Source organism: Mesoterricola sp. MK458 (assembly GCF_055384935.1).
In genome coordinates this window covers 462,246-480,756 of record NZ_AP045075.1, presented here as the reverse complement: position 1 = coordinate 480,756, position 18,511 = coordinate 462,246, and the positions used below count along the sequence as shown (strand labels likewise).

Annotated in this window: 12 protein-coding genes and 1 pseudogene; 7 read left to right on the top strand and 6 right to left on the bottom strand. The window is 65.7% G+C overall.

What is annotated here, in order from left to right:
• Positions 1-31: 31 nt before the first annotated feature.
• The 3 genes from polA (at position 32) to ACZ5LB_RS02030 (ending at position 7,180) form a co-directional block, all read left to right on the top strand.
• Positions 32-2,836 (top strand): DNA polymerase I, encoded by a 2,805-nt coding sequence (polA, locus tag ACZ5LB_RS02040; RefSeq protein ID WP_464604498.1) that lies wholly within the window; start codon positions 32-34, stop codon positions 2,834-2,836.
• A gap of 26 nt (positions 2,837-2,862) precedes the next feature.
• Complete coding sequence (locus ACZ5LB_RS02035) at positions 2,863-4,017, top strand: iron-containing alcohol dehydrogenase (protein ID WP_464604497.1); 1,155 nt, start codon at positions 2,863-2,865, stop codon at positions 4,015-4,017.
• Positions 4,018-4,162: 145 nt separating this feature from the next.
• Complete coding sequence (locus ACZ5LB_RS02030; protein ID WP_464604496.1) at positions 4,163-7,180, top strand: diguanylate cyclase; 3,018 nt, start codon at positions 4,163-4,165, stop codon at positions 7,178-7,180.
• On the opposite strand, the gene ACZ5LB_RS02025 is transcribed toward ACZ5LB_RS02030, so the two are convergent.
• The 3 genes and pseudogenes from ACZ5LB_RS02025 to ACZ5LB_RS02015 all read right to left on the bottom strand — a co-directional run bounded on the left by ACZ5LB_RS02025 (position 7,146) and on the right by ACZ5LB_RS02015 (position 9,883).
• On the bottom strand, positions 7,146-8,528 hold the full coding sequence (locus ACZ5LB_RS02025) for a hypothetical protein (RefSeq protein WP_464604495.1): 1,383 nt from the start codon (positions 8,526-8,528) through the stop codon (positions 7,146-7,148). The genes ACZ5LB_RS02030 and ACZ5LB_RS02025 overlap by 35 nt on opposite strands.
• A gap of 274 nt (positions 8,529-8,802) precedes the next feature.
• Positions 8,803-9,006: pseudogene (locus ACZ5LB_RS02020) on the bottom strand (transposase); the annotation flags it as partial.
• A gap of 208 nt (positions 9,007-9,214) precedes the next feature.
• The gene (locus ACZ5LB_RS02015; RefSeq protein ID WP_464604494.1) at positions 9,215-9,883 is read right to left on the bottom strand and encodes a pseudouridine synthase; all 669 of its coding nucleotides are present in this window, start codon (positions 9,881-9,883) and stop codon (positions 9,215-9,217) included.
• 753 nt (positions 9,884-10,636) lie between these two features.
• Between ACZ5LB_RS02015 and ppdK the strand changes: the two genes are divergently transcribed.
• Positions 10,637-13,306, top strand: coding sequence for a pyruvate, phosphate dikinase (ppdK, locus tag ACZ5LB_RS02010; protein WP_464604493.1), 2,670 nt, complete (start codon positions 10,637-10,639; stop codon positions 13,304-13,306).
• 275 nt (positions 13,307-13,581) lie between these two features.
• On the opposite strand, the gene ACZ5LB_RS02005 is transcribed toward ppdK, so the two are convergent.
• The 3 genes from ACZ5LB_RS02005 to ACZ5LB_RS01995 are packed head-to-tail and all read right to left on the bottom strand — an operon-like array spanning position 13,582 to position 16,105.
• Positions 13,582-15,171: a hypothetical protein gene (locus ACZ5LB_RS02005; RefSeq protein ID WP_464604492.1), complete on the bottom strand. Its 1,590-nt coding sequence runs from the start codon at positions 15,169-15,171 to the stop codon at positions 13,582-13,584.
• Complete coding sequence (locus tag ACZ5LB_RS02000) at positions 15,162-15,905, bottom strand: ABC transporter ATP-binding protein (protein ID WP_464604491.1); 744 nt, start codon at positions 15,903-15,905, stop codon at positions 15,162-15,164. Before ACZ5LB_RS02000 ends, ACZ5LB_RS02005 begins: the two co-directional genes overlap by 10 nt.
• The gene (locus tag ACZ5LB_RS01995) at positions 15,902-16,105 is read right to left on the bottom strand and encodes a transcriptional regulator (protein ID WP_464606360.1); all 204 of its coding nucleotides are present in this window, start codon (positions 16,103-16,105) and stop codon (positions 15,902-15,904) included. Before ACZ5LB_RS01995 ends, ACZ5LB_RS02000 begins: the two co-directional genes overlap by 4 nt.
• A gap of 1,022 nt (positions 16,106-17,127) precedes the next feature.
• On the opposite strand from ACZ5LB_RS01995, the gene ACZ5LB_RS01990 reads away from it, so the two are divergent.
• The 3 genes from ACZ5LB_RS01990 (at position 17,128) to ACZ5LB_RS01980 (ending at position 18,504) form a co-directional block, all read left to right on the top strand.
• Complete coding sequence (locus ACZ5LB_RS01990) at positions 17,128-17,577, top strand: hypothetical protein (RefSeq protein ID WP_464604490.1); 450 nt, start codon at positions 17,128-17,130, stop codon at positions 17,575-17,577.
• A gap of 170 nt (positions 17,578-17,747) precedes the next feature.
• The gene (locus tag ACZ5LB_RS01985; RefSeq protein WP_464604489.1) at positions 17,748-17,885 is read left to right on the top strand and encodes a hypothetical protein; all 138 of its coding nucleotides are present in this window, start codon (positions 17,748-17,750) and stop codon (positions 17,883-17,885) included.
• A gap of 121 nt (positions 17,886-18,006) precedes the next feature.
• Complete coding sequence (locus tag ACZ5LB_RS01980) at positions 18,007-18,504, top strand: hypothetical protein (protein WP_464604488.1); 498 nt, start codon at positions 18,007-18,009, stop codon at positions 18,502-18,504.
• Positions 18,505-18,511: the final 7 nt, after the last annotated feature.

Sequence of the window (18,511 nt, the reverse complement as noted above, 5' to 3'; positions counted from 1 at the left end):
CAGGGCGGGGCCGCCGGCCCACACTATCCCCATGTCCGAAGACCGCCTCTACCTGATTGACGCCTTCGCCCTGATCTTCCGTGCGTACTACGGCAACCTCCGCATGAAGAACGGTGCGGCCCTGACCATGGCCCGCATGCTCCTGGCCCTGGTGGCCCAGCACAAGCCCACCCACATCGCCGCCGTCTTCGACCGGCCCGAGCCCACCTTCCGGCACGACATCTACCCGGAGTACAAGGCCAACCGCGCGGAAATGCCCGAGGACCTGCGCCCCCAGGTGCCGCTCATCCGGGACCTGATCAAGGCCCTGAACATCCCCATCGTGGAGCTTTCCGGCTACGAGGCCGACGACGTCATGGGCACCCTGGCCCGCCAGGCCTGCGCGGCGGGGCTCCCGTCGGTGATCGTGAGCCCGGACAAGGACCTCCTGCAGCTGGTGGACGACGCGGGGTGCATCCGGGTCCTCAACAACCGCGACGGCGAGGTGTGGATCGACCGCGCCGGGGTGAAGGAGCGCTTCGGCGTGTGGCCCGAGCAGGTGGTGGACGTGCTCACCCTCATGGGCGACGCCAGCGACAACGTCAAGGGCGTCGACGGCATCGGCGAGAAGGGCGCCCGGGACCTGGTGGAGCAGTACGGCACCCTGGACGCCATCGTGGAGCACCGGGGCGAACTCAAGCGCAAGGCCCACCGCGAGGGTCTGGAGGCCGCCCTGCCCCGCCTGGAGCTCGTGCGCCGCCTGGTCACGGTGGTCACGGACCTCTCCCTGCCGGTGACCCTGGCGGACCTGGCCTACCAGGGCGTGGATCCGGCCCAGGCCCGGGCCGCCTTCAAGGCCCTGGGCTTCGAGCAGCTCACCAAGGAGTTCACCGAAGTGGGCAGCGCCGCCACGCCGTCCCCGGCCCGCACCTACCGCGCGGCGGCCACCAAGGCCGATCTCGTGGAGGCCGCGGCCCGGTGCCGGGAGGCCGGCACCTTCGGGCTGGACACCGAGACCACCTCCATCGACCCCACCCGGGGCCACATCGTGGGCCTGAGCCTCGCCTGGAAACCCGGCGAGGGCCTCTACGTGCCCCTGGCGCACCTGCGGCCCGGCTCCGGGGACACCGCCGGGTCCCTCCCGGGGCTCCTGCCGGACTCGGGCCTCCCGGAGGGGCTCCTGGACCTGCAGGGCGAACCCGGGGCCTTCTTCCGGGAGCTGGAGCCCTACCTGGACCCGCGCAACATTCCGTTCGAGGAGGCCCGGGAGGTGCTGGGGCCGCTCTTCCTGGACGAGGCGGTGGGCAAGGCCGGCCAGAACCTGAAGTACGACCTCCAGGTGCTCAAGCGCCACGGGATGCCCGTGCGGGGCCTGGCCGACGACAGCATGGTGCTCAGCTTCCTGGTGGATTCCCGCCTGCGCCACAACCTGGACGACCTTTCCTCCCGCCACCTGGACCTGCGTCCCATCCCCTTCGAGGCCGTGGTGGGCAAGGGCAAGACCCAGAAGCGCTTCGACGAGGCGGATTTCGCCCAGGCGGTGCAGTACGCGGCCGAGGACGCCGATCTGGCCCTGCAGCTCTGCGGCAAGCTCAGGCCGCTGGTGGACGGCGGCCTCCTGAAGCTCTACCGGCACGTGGACCTGCCCCTGGTGGAGGTCCTGGCGGACCTGGAGCTGGACGGGGTGCGCCTGGACGTGGACGTGCTCGAGCACCTGGCCAAGGCCATGCGCGTGGCCCGGGACGGGGCCGCGGACCGCGCCTTCGAGCTTGCCGGCGAGGCCTTCAACCTCAACAGCCCGGCGCAGCTGGGCCGGATCCTCTACGAGAAGCTGAACCTGCCCGTCCTCAAGCGCACCGACAAGACCAAGGCCCCGGCCACCGACGAGGACGTGCTGACGGAGCTGGCCCTGCGGGAGGACGGGGAGATCGCCCGGGTGCTGCTGCGCCACCGCCAGATGCAGAAGCTCCTTTCCACCTACGTGGAGGCCCTTCCGACGATGGTGAGCCCGGTGACGGGCCGCCTCCACACGAGGCTCCACCAGGCCGCGGTGGCCACCGGCCGTCTGGCCTCGTCGGACCCCAACCTCCAGAACATCCCCGTGCGCACCGAGGAGGGCCGCGCCATCCGGGGCGCCTTCGTGCCCAGGGCCGGCTGGGTCTTCCTGGACGCCGACTACAGCCAGATCGAGCTGCGGGTGGTGGCGGCCCTGGCCGGGGATCCGGTGCTCCTGGGCGCCTTCGCCCGCGGCGAGGACATCCACCGCCGCACCGCCTCGGAGGTGCTGGGGGTCGACATGGAGGCCGTCACCGCCGACCAGCGCAGTGCCGCCAAGGCCGTGAACTTCGGCCTGCTGTACGGCCAGGGCGCCTACGCCCTCTCCGCGAGCCTTGGCATCAGCTTCAAGGAGGCCAAGGCCTTCATCGAACGCTACTTCGAGCGCATGCCCAAGGTGGCTGAGTGGATCGAGGCCACCAAGGCCCGGGCCCTGGAGGAGGGCCTGGTGCGCACCCTGTGGGGCCGCGTGCGGCGCATCCCGGACCTCCAGTCGCCCAACCAGGGCCTCAAGGCCCAGGCCCTGCGGGAGGCCGTGAACACCGTCGTCCAGGGCACCGCGGCCGACCTCATGCGCCGGGCCATGGTGCGCCTGCACCGGTCCCTGGTAGCCGGGGGGCTGGAGTCGCGGCTGCTGCTGCAGGTGCACGACGAGCTGCTGGTGGAGGCGCCCCCCGCCGAGGCCGACGCCGTATCCGCCCTGCTCAAGGACGCCATGGAGGGCGCCGACGACCTGGGGCCCCTGGGCGTGAAGCTGGCGGCCGAGGTACGGCGCGGGAACAGCTGGCTGGAGTGCAAGTGAACCGTTGAACCCATTCGCGAGGCACCATGCAGAACTTCACCTTCCACAATCCCACACGCATCCTCTTCGGGGCCGGCCAGATCGGCTCCCTTCGCCGGGAGGTGCCCCACGGCGCGCGCGTCCTCATGACGTACGGGGGCGGCAGCATCAAGGCCAACGGGGTCTACGACCAGGTCCGCAAGGCCCTGGAGGGCTTCGAGCTGCTGGAATTCGGCGGCATCGAGCCCAACCCCACCTTCGAGGCCCTCATGAAGGGCGTGGAGCTGGCCCGGGCGGAGAAGGTGGACTTCCTGCTGGCGGTGGGCGGCGGCTCCGTCATCGACGGCACGAAGTTCATGGCCGCCGCCGTGCCCTGGCAGGGCAACGAGTGGGACATCGTGAGCCGCCACATGGCCCCCCGCACCGCCCTGCCCCTGGGCACCGTCCTCACCCTGCCCGCCACGGGTTCCGAGTCCAACTGCTTCGCGGTGGTGACCCGGGCCGCCACCCGGGACAAGATCGCCTTCTCCTCGCCCCTGGTGTTCCCCAGGTTCTCGATCCTGGACCCCGAGACCACCTTCACCCTCTCGCCCCGCCAGATCGCCAACGGCGTGGTGGACGCCTTCGTGCACACCGTCGAGCAGTACCTCACCTACCCCGCCGACGCGCCGCTCCAGGACCGCTTCGCCGAAGCCATCCTGCGCACCCTCATCGAGGAGGGGCCCCGGACCCTGGCCGACCCCACGGACTACGCGGCCCGCTCCAACGTCATGTGGTGCGCCACCCTCGCCCTCAACGGCCTCATCGGCGCCGGGGTGCCCCAGGACTGGGCCACCCACACCATCGGGCACGAGCTCACCGCCTTCCATGGGCTGGACCACGCCCAGACCCTGGCCATCGTCCTGCCCAACCTCCTGTGGGTCCAGCGAACCGACAAACGGGAAAAGCTCATCCAGTACGCCACCCGGGTGTGGGACTTCCATGACGCCAATGAAGCCGTCCGCCTGGAAAAGGGCATCATCGCCACCCGGACCTTCTTCGAGAGCATGGGCAATCCCACCCATCTCAACGCCTACTCGGTGGGCGAGGAACGTTTCGGGGAGATCGTCGACCGGCTCCAGGCCCGCAAGGTCCTGCCCCTGGGCGAGCGCAAGGACATCACCAGCGAGAAGGTCCTGGAGATCCTGGCCCTGGCCCGGTAGGGCACGCTTGAACATCCGGCCTGGGGCACGTATGTTCATAATTGAACCGATCCCATCCAGCCTCGCCTTTCCGTCACCCACCTAAACCCCAAGGAGGCCTTCCATCCGTCCGGTCATGGGCCGCGCAGTCGCGGGTTTGATCCTCATGCTGCCCCTCCTCGGAGCGCCCGCCCCCGGTCGCAGGGTGCCGCCGGGCGTGTACTCCTTCCAGAGCTACGGGGTGGAGGACGGCCTGACCAACCTGGGCGTCTACAGCTTCACCCAGGACGCGGAAGGCTACCTGTGGGCCGGCACCGAGGACGGCCTCTACCGCTACGACGGACAACGGTTCCAGCCCTGGGGCCGGGGGCTCAAGTCGAGCGTCATCTGGGAACTGGCCGCGTCCCCCACCGGGGGCCTGTGGGTAGGCACCGACAATGGCATCTACAGCCTGGAGGGCCGGGACCTGAAGCCCGTGGAGGGCCTGCCCCGCCAGCGCTCCACGTTCCTGGCCCTGGGCCGGGACGGGGACGCCATGGCCGCCCAGGGGAACGTGCTGTTCGCCCGGCGGGGCAAGGGCCCCATGGCGATGGTCAAGACCCTTCCTGACCCCATCACGTCCGGGTGGGCCTCGGGGGACCTGCGGACCCTGCTGCTCTCCACGGAGACGAGGCTCTGGCGCATGGCGGGCGGCGCCTGGACCAGCCTGGACCTGCCCCCCACCTTCCACGGCACCGGCTGCCGGATCCTGCAGGACCGCTCGGGGCGGATCTTCCTGCGGGACCGCAAGAGCCTCTGGCGGAGGGACCGCTGGGACGGATCCTGGGTTGACCTCTCCGCCAAGCTGCCCGGCAACACCTACAACCCCTACCCCCCCGTGGAGGACAGCGCGGGCCGGATCTGGGTGGGCACGTCCCTGGGCCTGGCGTGCTTCGACGGGGACCTGGCCTGGACCCTGGGCGAGGCCAAGGGCCTCCCCGGCGGCTGGGCATCCCTGACCTTCCTGGACCGGGAGGGCAACCTCTGGGTGACCAGCGAAGGGGTCCACAAGCTCAAGGGGCGCTCCCTCTGGACGAACTTCGGCCCCCACCAGGGCCTGCCGTCCCCCTCGGTGTGGGACATCGGCCCCAGCGTCGACGGCCGCGTCTTCGCCTGCACCGACAGCGGGGTGGCCGAGCTGAAGGGCGAGACCTGGCACGTGCTCCGCGGCACCGAGGGGCGCACCCTCCTTGCCGGCGGCGGCACCGGGCGCGAGGCCCTCTGGTTCGGAGGTTCGGGCAAGAGCGAGGCCTTCAACACCGTCTTCCGCCTGGACCTCAAGACGAACCGCGTGGAGAAGATCTCCATCGAGCCCTGTAAGACCAGCAACCTGATCCTCACCATCGCCAGCGCCCCCGAGGGCGGGGCCTACCTGGGCTCGCGCACCGACGGCGTCTACCAGGTCTCCCGGGTCAAGGGGGGCTGGAAGACCGAGCGCCTGCCCTTCCCCGGCCACCAGGCCGAGGAGCGCGTCAATTCCCTGCGCAAGGACCTGGGCGGCGGCCTCTGGGCCGCCGGCGAGCACGGCCTCTACTACCTGGAGAACCGCACCTGGACCCGCCTGGGCCGGGAGCAGGGCCTGCTGGGCACCAACTGCGCGAGCCTGACCCGGGATCCCAAGGGCTTCATGTGGGTCTCCTACCTCGATGCCAAGGGCATCAGCCGCCTGGCCCGGGTGAACGGAGCCTGGAAAGTAGTGGAATCCCTCACCCAGCCCGAAGGCCTCTTCAGGGACAGCATCCTGAGCATGGGCTTCGACGCCAAGGGCGTTCTCTGGCTCGGCACCGGCGGCGGCATGAAACGCTGGGACGGCAAGCAACTCGACGTCTTCATCAAAAGCGACGGCCTGGTGAGCCAGGACCCCATGGCCAACGGCCTCACCATCGAACCCGACGGGGGCCTCTGGCAGGGCTTCTCCAACGGCATCTCCTACTTCCAGCCCCGGGCCTACCAGGGCCCGCCCCCGCCCCCCGCCGCCCGGATCCAGGAGATCCGCGACCTGCGCCGGGAGCACGCGGTGGGCGAGGCCGACCCGCAGGTCCCCTACGCGGACCGGACCCTCTCCTTCCATTTCTCCGGCCTGTCGTTCCAGAACGAGAGCCGCATCAGCCACGAGGTGCGCCTGGTGGGCCTGGAGAACGAGTGGCGCGACACCCGGATCAACGAGGCGCGCTACCCGGCCCTGCCCGCTGGAACCTACCGGTTCGAGGTGCGCAGCCGCTTCGTGGACGGTCCCCCCGGGCCGGTGGCCGGGTTCTCCTTCCGGGTCCTCCCCCCCTGGTGGGGAACCTGGTGGTTCCGCACCCTTTCGGTCCTGGCCGCGGGAGGGCTTGTGGCCCTGGGCTTCCGCCGGCGCACCGCCCAGTTGCACCGGCGCAATACCGCCCTGGAAGCCATGGTCGCCGCCCGCACCGAGGCCCTGGAGGCCTCCAAGCAGCAACTGGAGAAGGCCAACCGCGCCCTGGAGGAGGCGTCCCTGGTGGACCCCCTCACCGGCCTCCACAACCGCCGGTTCCTGGACCTCTCCCTGCCCACCGACGCGCTCCAGGCCCAGCGGGCCTTCCGGGAGCACCTGGACGCCGGCCAGGACCCCCTCCTCAGCAAGGAAGACATCCTGTTGTTCCTGATGGACATCGACCACTTCAAGTCCGTCAACGACACCCATGGCCACCTGGCCGGGGACCTGGTGCTCAAGCAGCTTTCGGGAATCCTCAGGACCACCACCCGCGCCACCGATTCCCTGGTGCGCTGGGGCGGCGAGGAATTCCTCCTGGTGGCCCGGCGCACCCGGCGCGCCGGCGCCCCCGCCATCGCCAACGGCCTCCTGGAGGCCATCCGCGCCTGCACCTTCGCGCTCCCCGGCGGGGTGGAATTCCAGAAGACCTGGTCCATCGGCTTCACCGCCATCCCCGTGCACCCCCACCATCCCGAGGTCGCCGACTGGCAGCAGGCCCTGAAGCTGGCCGACCAGTGCCTCTACGCCGCCAAGAACACCGGCCGCGACCGCTGGGTGGGCGCCCTCATGCCCCCCGAAGCCGACGTGAAGCTCCTGGAGGGCATGAAGACCTGGGACGTGGGGTGGGCCGCATCCCGGGGCCTGATGGAAGTGGTCAGTTCGGAGCCGGGCTTCCGGTGGCCGGGGTGAGGAACCGAAGATCCACCCCCTTCCCGCCCGGGTCGATCCAAAGCGAAGACGGAGAGACGGAGAGAATTGACGAAACCGGTTTCTGGCCCTGGAAAGGACGGATTCTCCGGTGAGGGAGATCCAACTCATACAGTTGGAAGGACTCCCCCCGGGCCACCTCGTCATCGGAGAATTCGCGGGAAACGGGCATGAACCGGTTTCCCCGTTTTCGGGCGTCCAGGTCCATTTTCCTGCTTTGCCCTGGCCTGAAACTGTCGTTCAGGCTCACCAGGAGGATCGCCTTGAGGCTGTCCTGCGGGTAGAAGGTGATGGAATAGGGAAACGAGGCGCTTGACAGGATCGTCCTGGATCGAGGATCCCGGGTTGAGAGCCATTTCATCCCCTCTCGCAGGAAGGATTCCGTCATGGAAATCCATGGAGTTTCGATTCTGACAAGTTCCTTGGATTTTCCATCGAACAGGTAGACCAGCCCCAGATGAGTATTCAGAAGCAGGATCTGGTCATTGAACGGGATCGTGCGGTCGAAGACCGGCAGATCCTCGACCATCCTGCAGAGGCCTGAGAGCTCAGGTGGCAGGCCCATGGCGAAGGAAGGCCGGTCCCGGGCTTCCCCGCACTTATAAATTTCAATGAAGCTAAATGTGTCCGCCAGATGCCTCTGAAAGGTCATATCCCTTCCAGGGCGCAGCGGGAACGATGGATCTGGGGTTCCGGCGCAAAGAAGCAGGATGTCGCCGTTGGATAGGACCTCGAACTGGGAGAAGGACTTGCCCGTCCTGAGGATCTGACGCCATCGTCCTGTCTTCGAATCCCGTTCAAAAACGCCGCGCTCCGTTCTCTTGTAGAAGGTCCCCCACCTCAGCTTCAAGTCGTAATGCTGGATGGAACCGCCATCCTCAACATCCATGGCGGCGAGTCCTTCCAATGGGTTCCGGCTGGGATCGAACCCTGATTGCATCCCGTAGAAGCGGCCACCATACGAGAAATGAATCCGGTTGTCGTTGACCCAGGCGTCGAGGTATCGAGGCCCCGAGCTGGTTTCGCCGTAGTAGAAGCAATCGGAAAGCACAAAAGGCTGCCCATCGGCCCAACCCTTATCCGGCTCCACGGCCCAGACCGCAAGGGCCGACCCGAAGCAAAACGAAATGCTAATAAATGGAATATTTCTCTTGAACATGTTTGACTCCGATAGAATAGGGTTTCTAGAATCCACCACCATCCGGAGGCGTAACGGCCCCACCATCGACTGCATGGTAATGGCGCTCCCGGCCGCAACAGAAATACTTCCGCTTGCCTGGATAATCAAGCATTCCGCCCCTGAACCGGCATTCCACATGGCGTCGTCCATCTTTGATGCTCGTTTCGAAACTTTCGTAGGAGCATGGCATTTGAGTTGGGTCATGGCCGTGCCCTTGCTCGCATTTATGAACGCATTGGCCCTGGCATAATTCCGATGCAGGTTTGGGTGGCACCGCGACCACGGGAGCCGAACAAATCAAGTAAACAAGTATAGTCCGCATGCTCTTCTCCTTGTCTGATAATCACGGCTTTATGCCGATCCAAGGGAAGATGCATGAACTTATTCACATGTTACAAAAAATGTTTCTTATTTTATTATCCGATCATGCGACTGCGTCAGGACCGTTCGGCTGGCCCAGGGCCAGCAATGCCACACCTTCGCCCGGCCTCGGGGGCGGAGGGCCGTGGGCGGTGCAGACCATGTTCCATTCGGCCTGGACCTTGGCCAACCCCCTCAGGAGCAACTGTCGGAATCCCAGTGCCTGTTTGATCTGGCCGAACACCGGTTCCACGACCATGTCCCGGACGAAAGTGTTTGGCCATACCCACTTATCGTACCAATCTGGCCAGACTTTACCCAAAAATAGGCCTTCCAGGCACTTTTGCGGCGCCCCCTGGTCGTTAGGCGGTTCCGTTTCCGTTGAATCAGCCTGACCCAGAGCGACGAAGGAGCGCAGGGGCAGGCTGATTCAACGAAAACGATCGCGGGGCGCCTATCTGGAACACGTGCGCTTACTAGAGGGCCTTCAGCGCCGCCAGTTCCTGAGGATTCAGGAACCTCCACTCCCCGGGCTTGATCGCCGGATCGTCCAGGGGGCCGAACTGCACGCGGCGCAGCTTTGACACCGGGTGCCCCACCGCGGCGAACATCTTGCGGATCTGCTGGTTCTTGCCCTCCACGAGGGTGACGCGCAGCCAGGGGTTGTCGGCCTTCTCGGCCACCTCGATGCCGCAGGGCTTGAGGCGCCTGCCGTCCAGGCGGAAGCCCTCCCGGAACTCGTCCAGGGTCTCGGGCCGGGGCATGCGGTGGACCTTCACAAGGTAGACCTTGGGCACGTGGAACTCTGGCGCCATGAGCCGCTGCGCCATCGCCCCGTCGTTGGTGAGCAGAAGCAGGCCTTCGGAGTTGAAATCCAGCCGCCCGACGGGATACACCCGCGCGTCCACCCCGTGGATGAGCGCCATGACCGTGGGCCGGCCCTGGTCGTCCTTCACGCTGGTGACGTAGCCCTTGGGCTTGTTCAGGAGGATGTAGACGAGGTTCTCCCGGGCGATGGGCTGGAGGTCCACGGTGATCTCGTCCCTGCGGGCATCCGCCCGGGTGCCCAGCTCCGTGACCGTTACCCCGTTCACCTGCACGCGTCCCTCCAGGATGATCTGCTCGCAGGCCCGGCGGGAGTCCACCCCGGCCGCCGCGAGGATCTTCTGGAGGCGGTCACCCGACTGGACGGTTTTGGGCCTCGCGCCCGGCTGGGCCTTGGCGCGGGGCTTGGCCGTGGCGCCGGCGCGGGGAGCGGGCCGCGTGCCGGTTCGGGGCGCAGGCCGCTCGCCAGTTCGTGGAGCAGGCCGCTCGCCAGTCCGAGGCGCAGGCCGCTCGCCCGTCCGTGGAACAGGCCGCTCACCAGTCCGGGGCGCAGGCCGCTCGCCCGTCCGGGGCGCACGCCGCTCGCCGGTCCGGGAAGGGGAAGTGCCCTCGGGGCGGGAAGCGGGGGTCTCGTCCGGCCAGTAGGCGGGGTTCACTTCATTCCGGAAATCGGGCTTGGAGGCGGTCCGAGGAGCAGGTCGCGCAGTTCGGGAAGGAGGTCTGGAACCGGCCCGGGAAGCGGACTTTGCCCCTGGGCGAACCGGGCCTCCAGGCTTCTTCGCGCTCACTCGTTTCTTCGAGTCCTTGCGGGGGGGGGTCGCCATGGGTGTGCCTCCAGCGTCATCACGACGCGAATCGATCATGATCTCACAGTCCGGGCCCGCCACAAAGCGTTATTTGCCAAGCCAACCTCCCTGCTGGAAGGATTTATGACGACTGCCCGGTCCAGAATTAAGGCAGGACTTTTCCCGTCAGTCGGCTAGACTGGAGCCTAATTTGGTTTTTTCTCCGAGGAGCTTATGACAAAACACGTATACACCTTTGGCGGAGACCGGAACGAGGGCAACGCGACCATGCGTAACCTCCTCGGCGGAAAGGGCTGCAACCTCGCCGAAATGGCCGGCCTCGAGATCCCCGTGCCCCCCGGTTTCACCGTCACCACCGAGGTCTGCACCCTCTACATCGCGGGTGGCAAGACCCTCCCCGAGGACGTCAAGGCGCAGGTCCTGGAGTCCCTCAAGTGGCTGGAAGGCAACCGCGGCCGCAAGCTCGGCGACGTGGAGAACCCCCTCCTCCTTTCCGTCCGTTCCGGCGCCCGCGTCTCCATGCCCGGCATGATGGACACCGTCCTCAACCTGGGCCTCAACGACAAGACCGTCGAGGGCCTGGCCAAGGCCAGCAACAACCCCCGTTTCGCCTACGATTCCTACCGCCGCTTCATCATGATGTTCTCCGACGTGGTCCTGGGCGTGCACAAGGACCTCTTCGAGCATGAGATCGAGAAGCTCAAGGAGAAGACCGGCAAGAAGCTCGACACCGAGATCACCGCCGAGGAGTGGAAGGACCTCACCGTCGTCTTCAAGGCGATCGTCCAGAAGGAACTGGGCAAGCCCTTCCCCCAGGATCCCATCGAGCAGCTCTTCGGTGGCATCTGCGCCGTATTCGACAGCTGGGAGACCGACCGCGCCAAGATCTACCGCCGCCTGAACCGCATCCCCGACGACTGGGGCACCGCCGTCAACGTGCAGACCATGGTGTTCGGCAACATGGGCGACGACTGCGGCACCGGCGTGGCCTTCACCCGCGACCCCGGCACCGGCGAGCCCTACTTCTACGGCGAGTACCTGATCAACGCCCAGGGCGAGGACGTGGTCGCCGGCGTGCGCACCCCCCAGCCCATCACCAAGTTCCAGGCCGAGGGCACCGGCCACCAGAGCCTCGAGGAGGCCATGCCCGCCGCCTTCAAGGAGCTGCTGGCCACCTGCAACCGGCTTGAGCGCCACTTCAAGGACATGCAGGACCTGGAGTTCACCATCGAGCGCGGCCAGCTGTTCATGCTCCAGACCCGCATCGGCAAGCGCACCGCCCTGGCCTCCATCCGCATCGCCATCGACCTGGTGGAAGAGGGGATGATCGACAGCAACACCGCCCTGACGCGCATCGACCCCGACAGCCTCAACCAGCTGCTGGCCCCCGTGTTCGACCCCAAGGAGAAGGCCGCCTTCAAGAAGGACGGCAAGCTCATGGCCAAGGGCCTGAACGCCGGCCCCGGCGCCGCCGCCGGCCGCATCGCCCTGAGCGCTGACCAGGCCGAGGAGCTGGCCAAGACCGGCCCCGTGGTCCTCGTCCGCATCGAGACCTCCCCCGAGGATCTGGCCGGCATGGTCGCCGCCAACGGCATCCTCACCGCCCGCGGCGGCATGACCAGCCACGCCGCCGTCGTCGCCCGCGGCATGGGCAAGCCCTGCGTCTGCGGCGCCTCCGCCCTGAACATCGACGTCAAGGCCGGCACCGTCAACGTCGGCGACATCACCCTCAAGGCCGGCACCGACTTCATCTCCATCGACGGCTCCACCGGCGAGATCTTCGCCGGCCAGCTGAGCGCCTTCCCCTCCGAGGTCAACCAGGTGCTCGTCGAGAAGAAGCTCGACGCCTCCAAGAGCGAGCTCTTCCAGCGCTTCGCCAAGATCATGACCTGGTCCAACGCCGTGCGTAAGCTCAAGGTCCGCACCAACGCCGACACCCCCCACGATTCCGACGTGGCCCGCGCCTTCGGCGCCGAGGGCATCGGCCTGTGCCGCACCGAGCACATGTTCTTCGAGGGCGAGCGCATCATCGCCGTGCGCGAGTTCATCCTCGCCAAGGACCTGGACGCCCGCAAGGAAGCCCTCAAGAAGCTCCTGCCCATCCAGCGCGAGGACTTCGAAGGGATCTTCACGGCCATGAACGGCCTGCCCGTCACCGTGCGCCTCCTGGATCCCCCCCTCCACGAGTTCGTCCCCCACGACGAAGCCGGCCAGGCCGAAATGGCCAAGGTCATCGGCGTCAGCCTCGCGGAAGTCAAGCACCGGGTCGAGAAGCTCCACGAGTTCAACCCCATGATGGGCCACCGCGGCTGCCGCCTGGGCATCACCTACCCCGAGCTCATCCGCATGCAGATGCGCGCCATCTCCGAGGCCGCCATCAACGTGGCCAAGAAGGGCATCGTCGCCCTGCCCGAGGTCATGGTTCCCCTCATCGGCACCGTCAAGGAGCTGGCCTTCACCAAGGCCGAGATGCTGGACGAGCTGGCCGCGGTGAACAAGGAGAACGGGTCCGACTTCAGCTGCCCCATCGGCACCATGATCGAGATCCCCCGCGCCGCCATCACCGCCGACAAGGTCGCCGGCGAGGCCGAGTTCTTCTCCTTCGGCACCAACGACCTCACCCAGATGGGCTTCGGCTACAGCCGCGACGACTCCGGCTCCTTCCTGCCCGAGTACGTCTCCAAGAAGATCCTGGAGGACGACCCCTTCCAGAGCCTCGACCAGGAAGGCATCGGCGAACTGGTCCGCATCGCCTGCGAGAAGGGCCGCGCCACCCGCCCCGGCATCAAGCTGGGCGTGTGCGGCGAGCACGGCGGCGATCCCCGTTCGGTGAAGTTCTTCCACCGCGTGGGCCTGAACTACGTCAGCTGCAGCCCCTATCGCGTGCCCATCGCGATCCTGGCCGCCGCCCAGGCCGTCCTGGAAGATAAGAAGTAGCACCCGCAAGCCGATTTGAAAAAGGGGCGCGAAAGCGCCCCTTTTTTCTGGTGTTTGACGGGTTTGATGGCTAACTATTCTGATAGCACAATGTTACCGTAAACAGAGTTGGGCGATCCAGACTTGGTCGGCGGGAAATGTGACCGGCAGTCCTAAGTCCTAAGGCGTCTGGACAAAACAACCTTGACACTCGGCATTATCAGACGGCTGATTAAGCCGGAATGGGAACCTGAAGTGTCAAGGTTGTTTTGTCTGCAATCCTAAGCCCCGGCCTGTCATCCACCCGCGGTCAAGGCGAGGGTGACGCCTTCCCGCTCTTTCGCTAAAAATGAAGCGGCCCAATTCAGGCGCCAGCGCAACCTCAGCGTAGCCAGCAAGGCCAGGAGGGTCATCGCGGCGGCCGAGGTCCTCCATCCGAGGGCCAAGGTCAGCCCGAAAACTAGCCCCATCCACGCCAGGGGTGCCAGTAGCGTGCCCACGCGCGCCATTTTCTCCTCATCGAAATCCAGCTTCACCCCGTAGTTGTCCAGGCCCTGGGGCCAAGCTCCCCGCAGGGAGCGCTCCAAACCTGACCCGGCCCACCACAGAAAGATGGCCACCAAGAACATGGCCATGGCCAGGGTTTCTCCGGCCCGTAGTGGGTCCGTGGACCGCACTACTTCCAGGCTGATGCCGCCCGGGACGCGATGCTGCACCAACCGCCAGATCTGGGCCTGAGTAACAAGAGCCAGCAGGATGGTTGCGGCGATGGCGGCATAGGCTGCACAACCCAGTATTTTGCCCAGCAGCAGATCCCGGTCCAGGATGGGGGCACGCCACCATGTCCTCACCCCGCCGCGGTCGTAGCCCAGCAAGTTGCATAGGGGCACAACCATTACCGCCCCGAAGGTTAAGCCAGCGGCAGCTCCCACCCATGCATGGGGGGACTTCAAGGTGCCGATGGTGATGATCTCTGGTTCTTTGGTCAGAACCACTGAAAGAAGGAGGACGAAGAACCGCATCTGCCCCGAACGACTCGCCAGAAGATTGTGGAACTGTAGCCGCGCGACGGTTATCAATGGGGAGGACCCGGCCCAGGCTCGGCCTCCGGCCAGGGCGGTCCCAGGCCGTCGGTCCATGGCTAGGTCCCGCGCCACGAAGGCAGCGGTGATGGCCAACAGCACCAGGGAGGCCCCTACAGGAAGGGCCAGATGCGCACCATCCCTGGTCTGCCAGAACCTAACCAGTTCCACTCCCGGCAGGGACCAGGCCACCTCCAGGGCGTGGATGAAGGGTGGGGCGGTGGGCCTGCCCCGCAGGAAGGCCAGCGACGCGCTCAGGACCAGGATCCAGACCAGGAAGGTTCGCTGCCTGAAGATCCCCGCTGGGACCAAGCCATTGATCACCCGCTCGAGACAGGCTGTCCACATGATTGCTAGCACAGCATAGCCCAACCCCAGAGAGAACAGTGCCGGGCGTCCCCAGGCCATTCCCAAGCTGAAGGCCAGTCCCATGCCCGCCATTCCCCGTTTGATGGGGGTAGTGAAGCCCAGCATCCCCTCTGCCAGGATCAGGGTGCGCAAGGCAACGAAATAAGGCCGACAGGGGGCCGGATCCACCACGCAGCCGCCGTCCCACAGGGCCCCGGCTACGCCAAGCGCCAAAGGTACCCGCCAAAGGAGGTTACCGGTCGCACATGGATCCAGCCCCTGCATGCCGCCACCGGTGGCGGTGCCGACCCAGAAGGCCACGGAGGCCAAGTAGACCGCGAGCAGAAGGAGGATTCCATTCGTGAATGCCCTGCGGACCCGGGATGCGGGCCTGGGTTTGCGGAAGCGCGGTCCCCGCGCAGCCTGCCAGAGGGCTGCCAAGGCGTTCAGATCCACGACAGGCCTCCCCTTGTCCGGGCGCCCTTCCCCACCATGCGCAGGAAAAGCCCTTCCAGGTCTTCGTCCGGGCCGAGCACCTCCTGGGCGGGCCCATCCAAAAGCAAACGCCCCTCTTCCACCAGGAGCACCCGCGTGCAAAGCCGTTCGGCAAGGCTGAGTTGGTGACTGGTCATGACCAAGGTGACTCCCTGGGCCCTAAGCTGGCCAAGGAGCACCAAAAGCGTCTGCACTACCGAAGGGTCGAGGCCCTCGAAGGGCTCATCTAGGAACACCAGTTTCGGCCCGTGAAGAATGGCTGCCGAGAAAGCCAACTTCTTCTTCATGCCGTAGCTGTAGTCCCGAATTGGATAGGGGGCGTGGAAGTCCACTTGCAGAACATTCTGAAGCTCTCTGACGCGCCCTTCCAGTACCGCCATGCTCAGCCCGTGGAGCCGGCCGGCAACGTGGAGATACTGGGCGCCGCCCAGATCTTCCAGCAGGGCCCCGTCCTCCGGCATCACGCCTGCCAATTGGCGCAGGGCTGGTGGCGCCTGGGCGGGGTTCATGCCTGCCACGGCCACGGCTCCTTCGGTGGGTCGCATCATACCCGTGAGTAGGCGCACCAGGGTCGTCTTGCCGGCGCCATTACGTCCGAGGATGCCCAGGAAGTCTCCCGGCGCCACACGCAGGTTCAAGCCCCGCAGTGCCCACTTTTCCCCGAACCGCTTGCCGAGCTCAGTCGCATGAATCATGTCTGATTTCTCCCGCCATGAGCCGTACCCATTTGTTCCCAATAGCGCCGCAGGGCCTCGCGACCCGTTTCTGTGAGGCGAAAGGAGGTCACGGGCGTCTTACCCCGAAATTCCTTCAGGACTTCTAAGTAACCCGCCGTCTCCAGTTTCGTGGCGTGGCTGTTTAGATTGCCCTTACTCAGTCTGGTTACGGCTTCCATGAACTTGAATTCCACTCGTTCCGCTGCACGAAGGATGGTGAGAATGGCTAGGCGTGCCGGTTCGTGAACTAGGCGGTCCACCTGGAGGATGGCCCGTAGGGAATCCTGGTCATCAGGGGCACCGCCTGTCAAAGGTCACCCCCCAGTTCCCGTCCCAGGCGTAGGAAGGCTGCATGCTCCCGCAGGCCGATTAGGATGGCCGCAAGGCCCACCAGTGGGAAGGCCAGCAAGGTGTCACCCGCTGGCATCCGAAGGCCAGAAAGGAGCAGAGATGGGCCGGCGAACAGGAGAAGACAAGTCATCCGTTCCACCTTTCCCAAGCCCCGAAGTCGGCGCCATATTGCGGCCAACGTCATAGCGAGGACGAGCACCAGGGCCGCTCGGAGCCGCCCAAAGGGACGGTGCTCTGCTAGGAGGGGCACCAGCCCTAAAAGCATCAGTGATGGGAAAAGTATCCCCCCCACAACCAGCCGCAAATGTGACTGGGGGCCGTGTGGTCCCGCCACCGGTTCCACGGCCCCGAACCGCCTTTCCCAGCGTCGCGCTAGGCCTTCCCTGGCTCCAAGCCAAAGGTAGGGCAAGGTCGTCATGGCTAGTACGGGCCCAATGGGAAGGGGGGCCAAGATCACCAAGAACGAGAGACGCCCCCGGTGTCCGAAGAACTCGATGCCTGCAAGCAGCAGCAGGAATACACCCCCAAGGACCTTGCCTAGCCCCGCGCCCCTGCGCGAAAGGCGGGCATACTCCTGGGTCAGCACCTGGAGGCGGGCAATCTGTTCGGGATGGAGAGGAAGGTCGTTCATAAAAATAGTCTGCATCGCAGACTGGTCTTCGTCAAACAAATCTCCTTTGCCGAATCGCCCCATCGACAAGGTGATCGAACTGCTGCGATTGGACGTAGCCAACCTGATAGAATCGCTCCATTGCGTTTCCCTGGTTCTTATCGAACATGATTTTTAGAACTTTCAAACTTTCTCTTTACAACGTCCAGAAATGATGGAGACTCATGGTAAGGGGCTGCCATGTCTGATGATTTGTCGCGTTACGAAGAACTTCTGACCAAGGAAGCAAGGGCCGCCGCCGCCGTTGCTGCCACGAAGGTTGCCTTGTTGGATCAGGAACAGGCGTTCGAAAGAATCCGTTCGGAGCGTTTGCAGGTTCGGAATCGTTTACAACGTTCGATCGCCGGGAACCCTGACGGGTCCGTGGCCACCCAGGCCCCGACTCCAGCCCCTTCCCCTGCCGCGAAGGTGGCGGATGAATCCAGCCTGATCGCCCCACGGGTCCGCGCGTTATTCCAGGATCGGACCGAATCGATTTCGATTCCTGAGATCTGCGCCTTCCTGGGCGTCACCCCGGACAACAAGACCGTCCGCAGCGCGCTGCACCGGCTTCTTCACGAAGAAAAGACCATCAAGCGCGTCAGGCACGGGGTCTATCGCGCGATCCACCAAGGGGAGGCCACCATGTAGTCAGCGGTGAAGGTCCCGGCTGAATACAGGAAGGGCCAACCGGTTACGACGGAAGGCCCCCTGAAACCTAGGTGAGGAGGATCGACCTACACCCAACACAGGTAAATTGTAGGCCGTCCCCCTCGAATCCGGAGCCCCCTAATTTGGGAAAACTTTCGGGGAGGATCGAAATGCAGCACATGGAACGCCCGGACGGACCGGGCACGTGGGTGCGCGTGCAGGTGTACACGGACCGCAAGGCGCAGACTCGGCGGGAGCACCCTGCCCAGGACCGCTGGCCCCGCTGGGTCTGGATCAGGGTGGCGTAGCCATCCATTTCAAAGGACGCCCCTGGGTCCGGTGATCCAGGGGCGAAGTTGACTACCCTTGCCCCCCCAGGGTGCCGGGGAAGGGACGTCATGCCAAACGACAACCAAGTGAGGAGGGCCATTGCCGAAAATGCCATTACACGCTGAACAACCTGACCTGGATTGGGCCCGGTTCGCCGAAGCCATCCGGCAGCACATCACGGATCTGCAGGCCGCGCTGGCCGCAGTGGAAAGGATCATGGCCTGGACTGGGCCTGCCGAAATCGCCGGCGTGCCGGCCCTGGGGTCCCATGGCGGTACCCTGGATCCCACTGGGGTGGCCGCCGCTGCCCCCCTATGGGCGAACTGCTACGCCACCATCCGGGACTATGGGAAGCCCATGTCCGTTGGGGCCCTAGCGGAGGCCCTGAAGGAAAACGGCGTCGCCAGCAAGGCGTCGGATTTCCCCAACACCCTGAACAGCATCATGACCAAGCGCAAGGATCTGTTCCACCGGGCCTCTCCCCGAGTGTGGGGGCTGACCGAATGGGAAGGTTCGCCCAAAGGACGCATTCAGCCCCTGCGCCCTGCCGGAAAGGGCATGGCCCCCATGGGTGAATGCGGACCGAAGGTTCCCTGATCAGGTC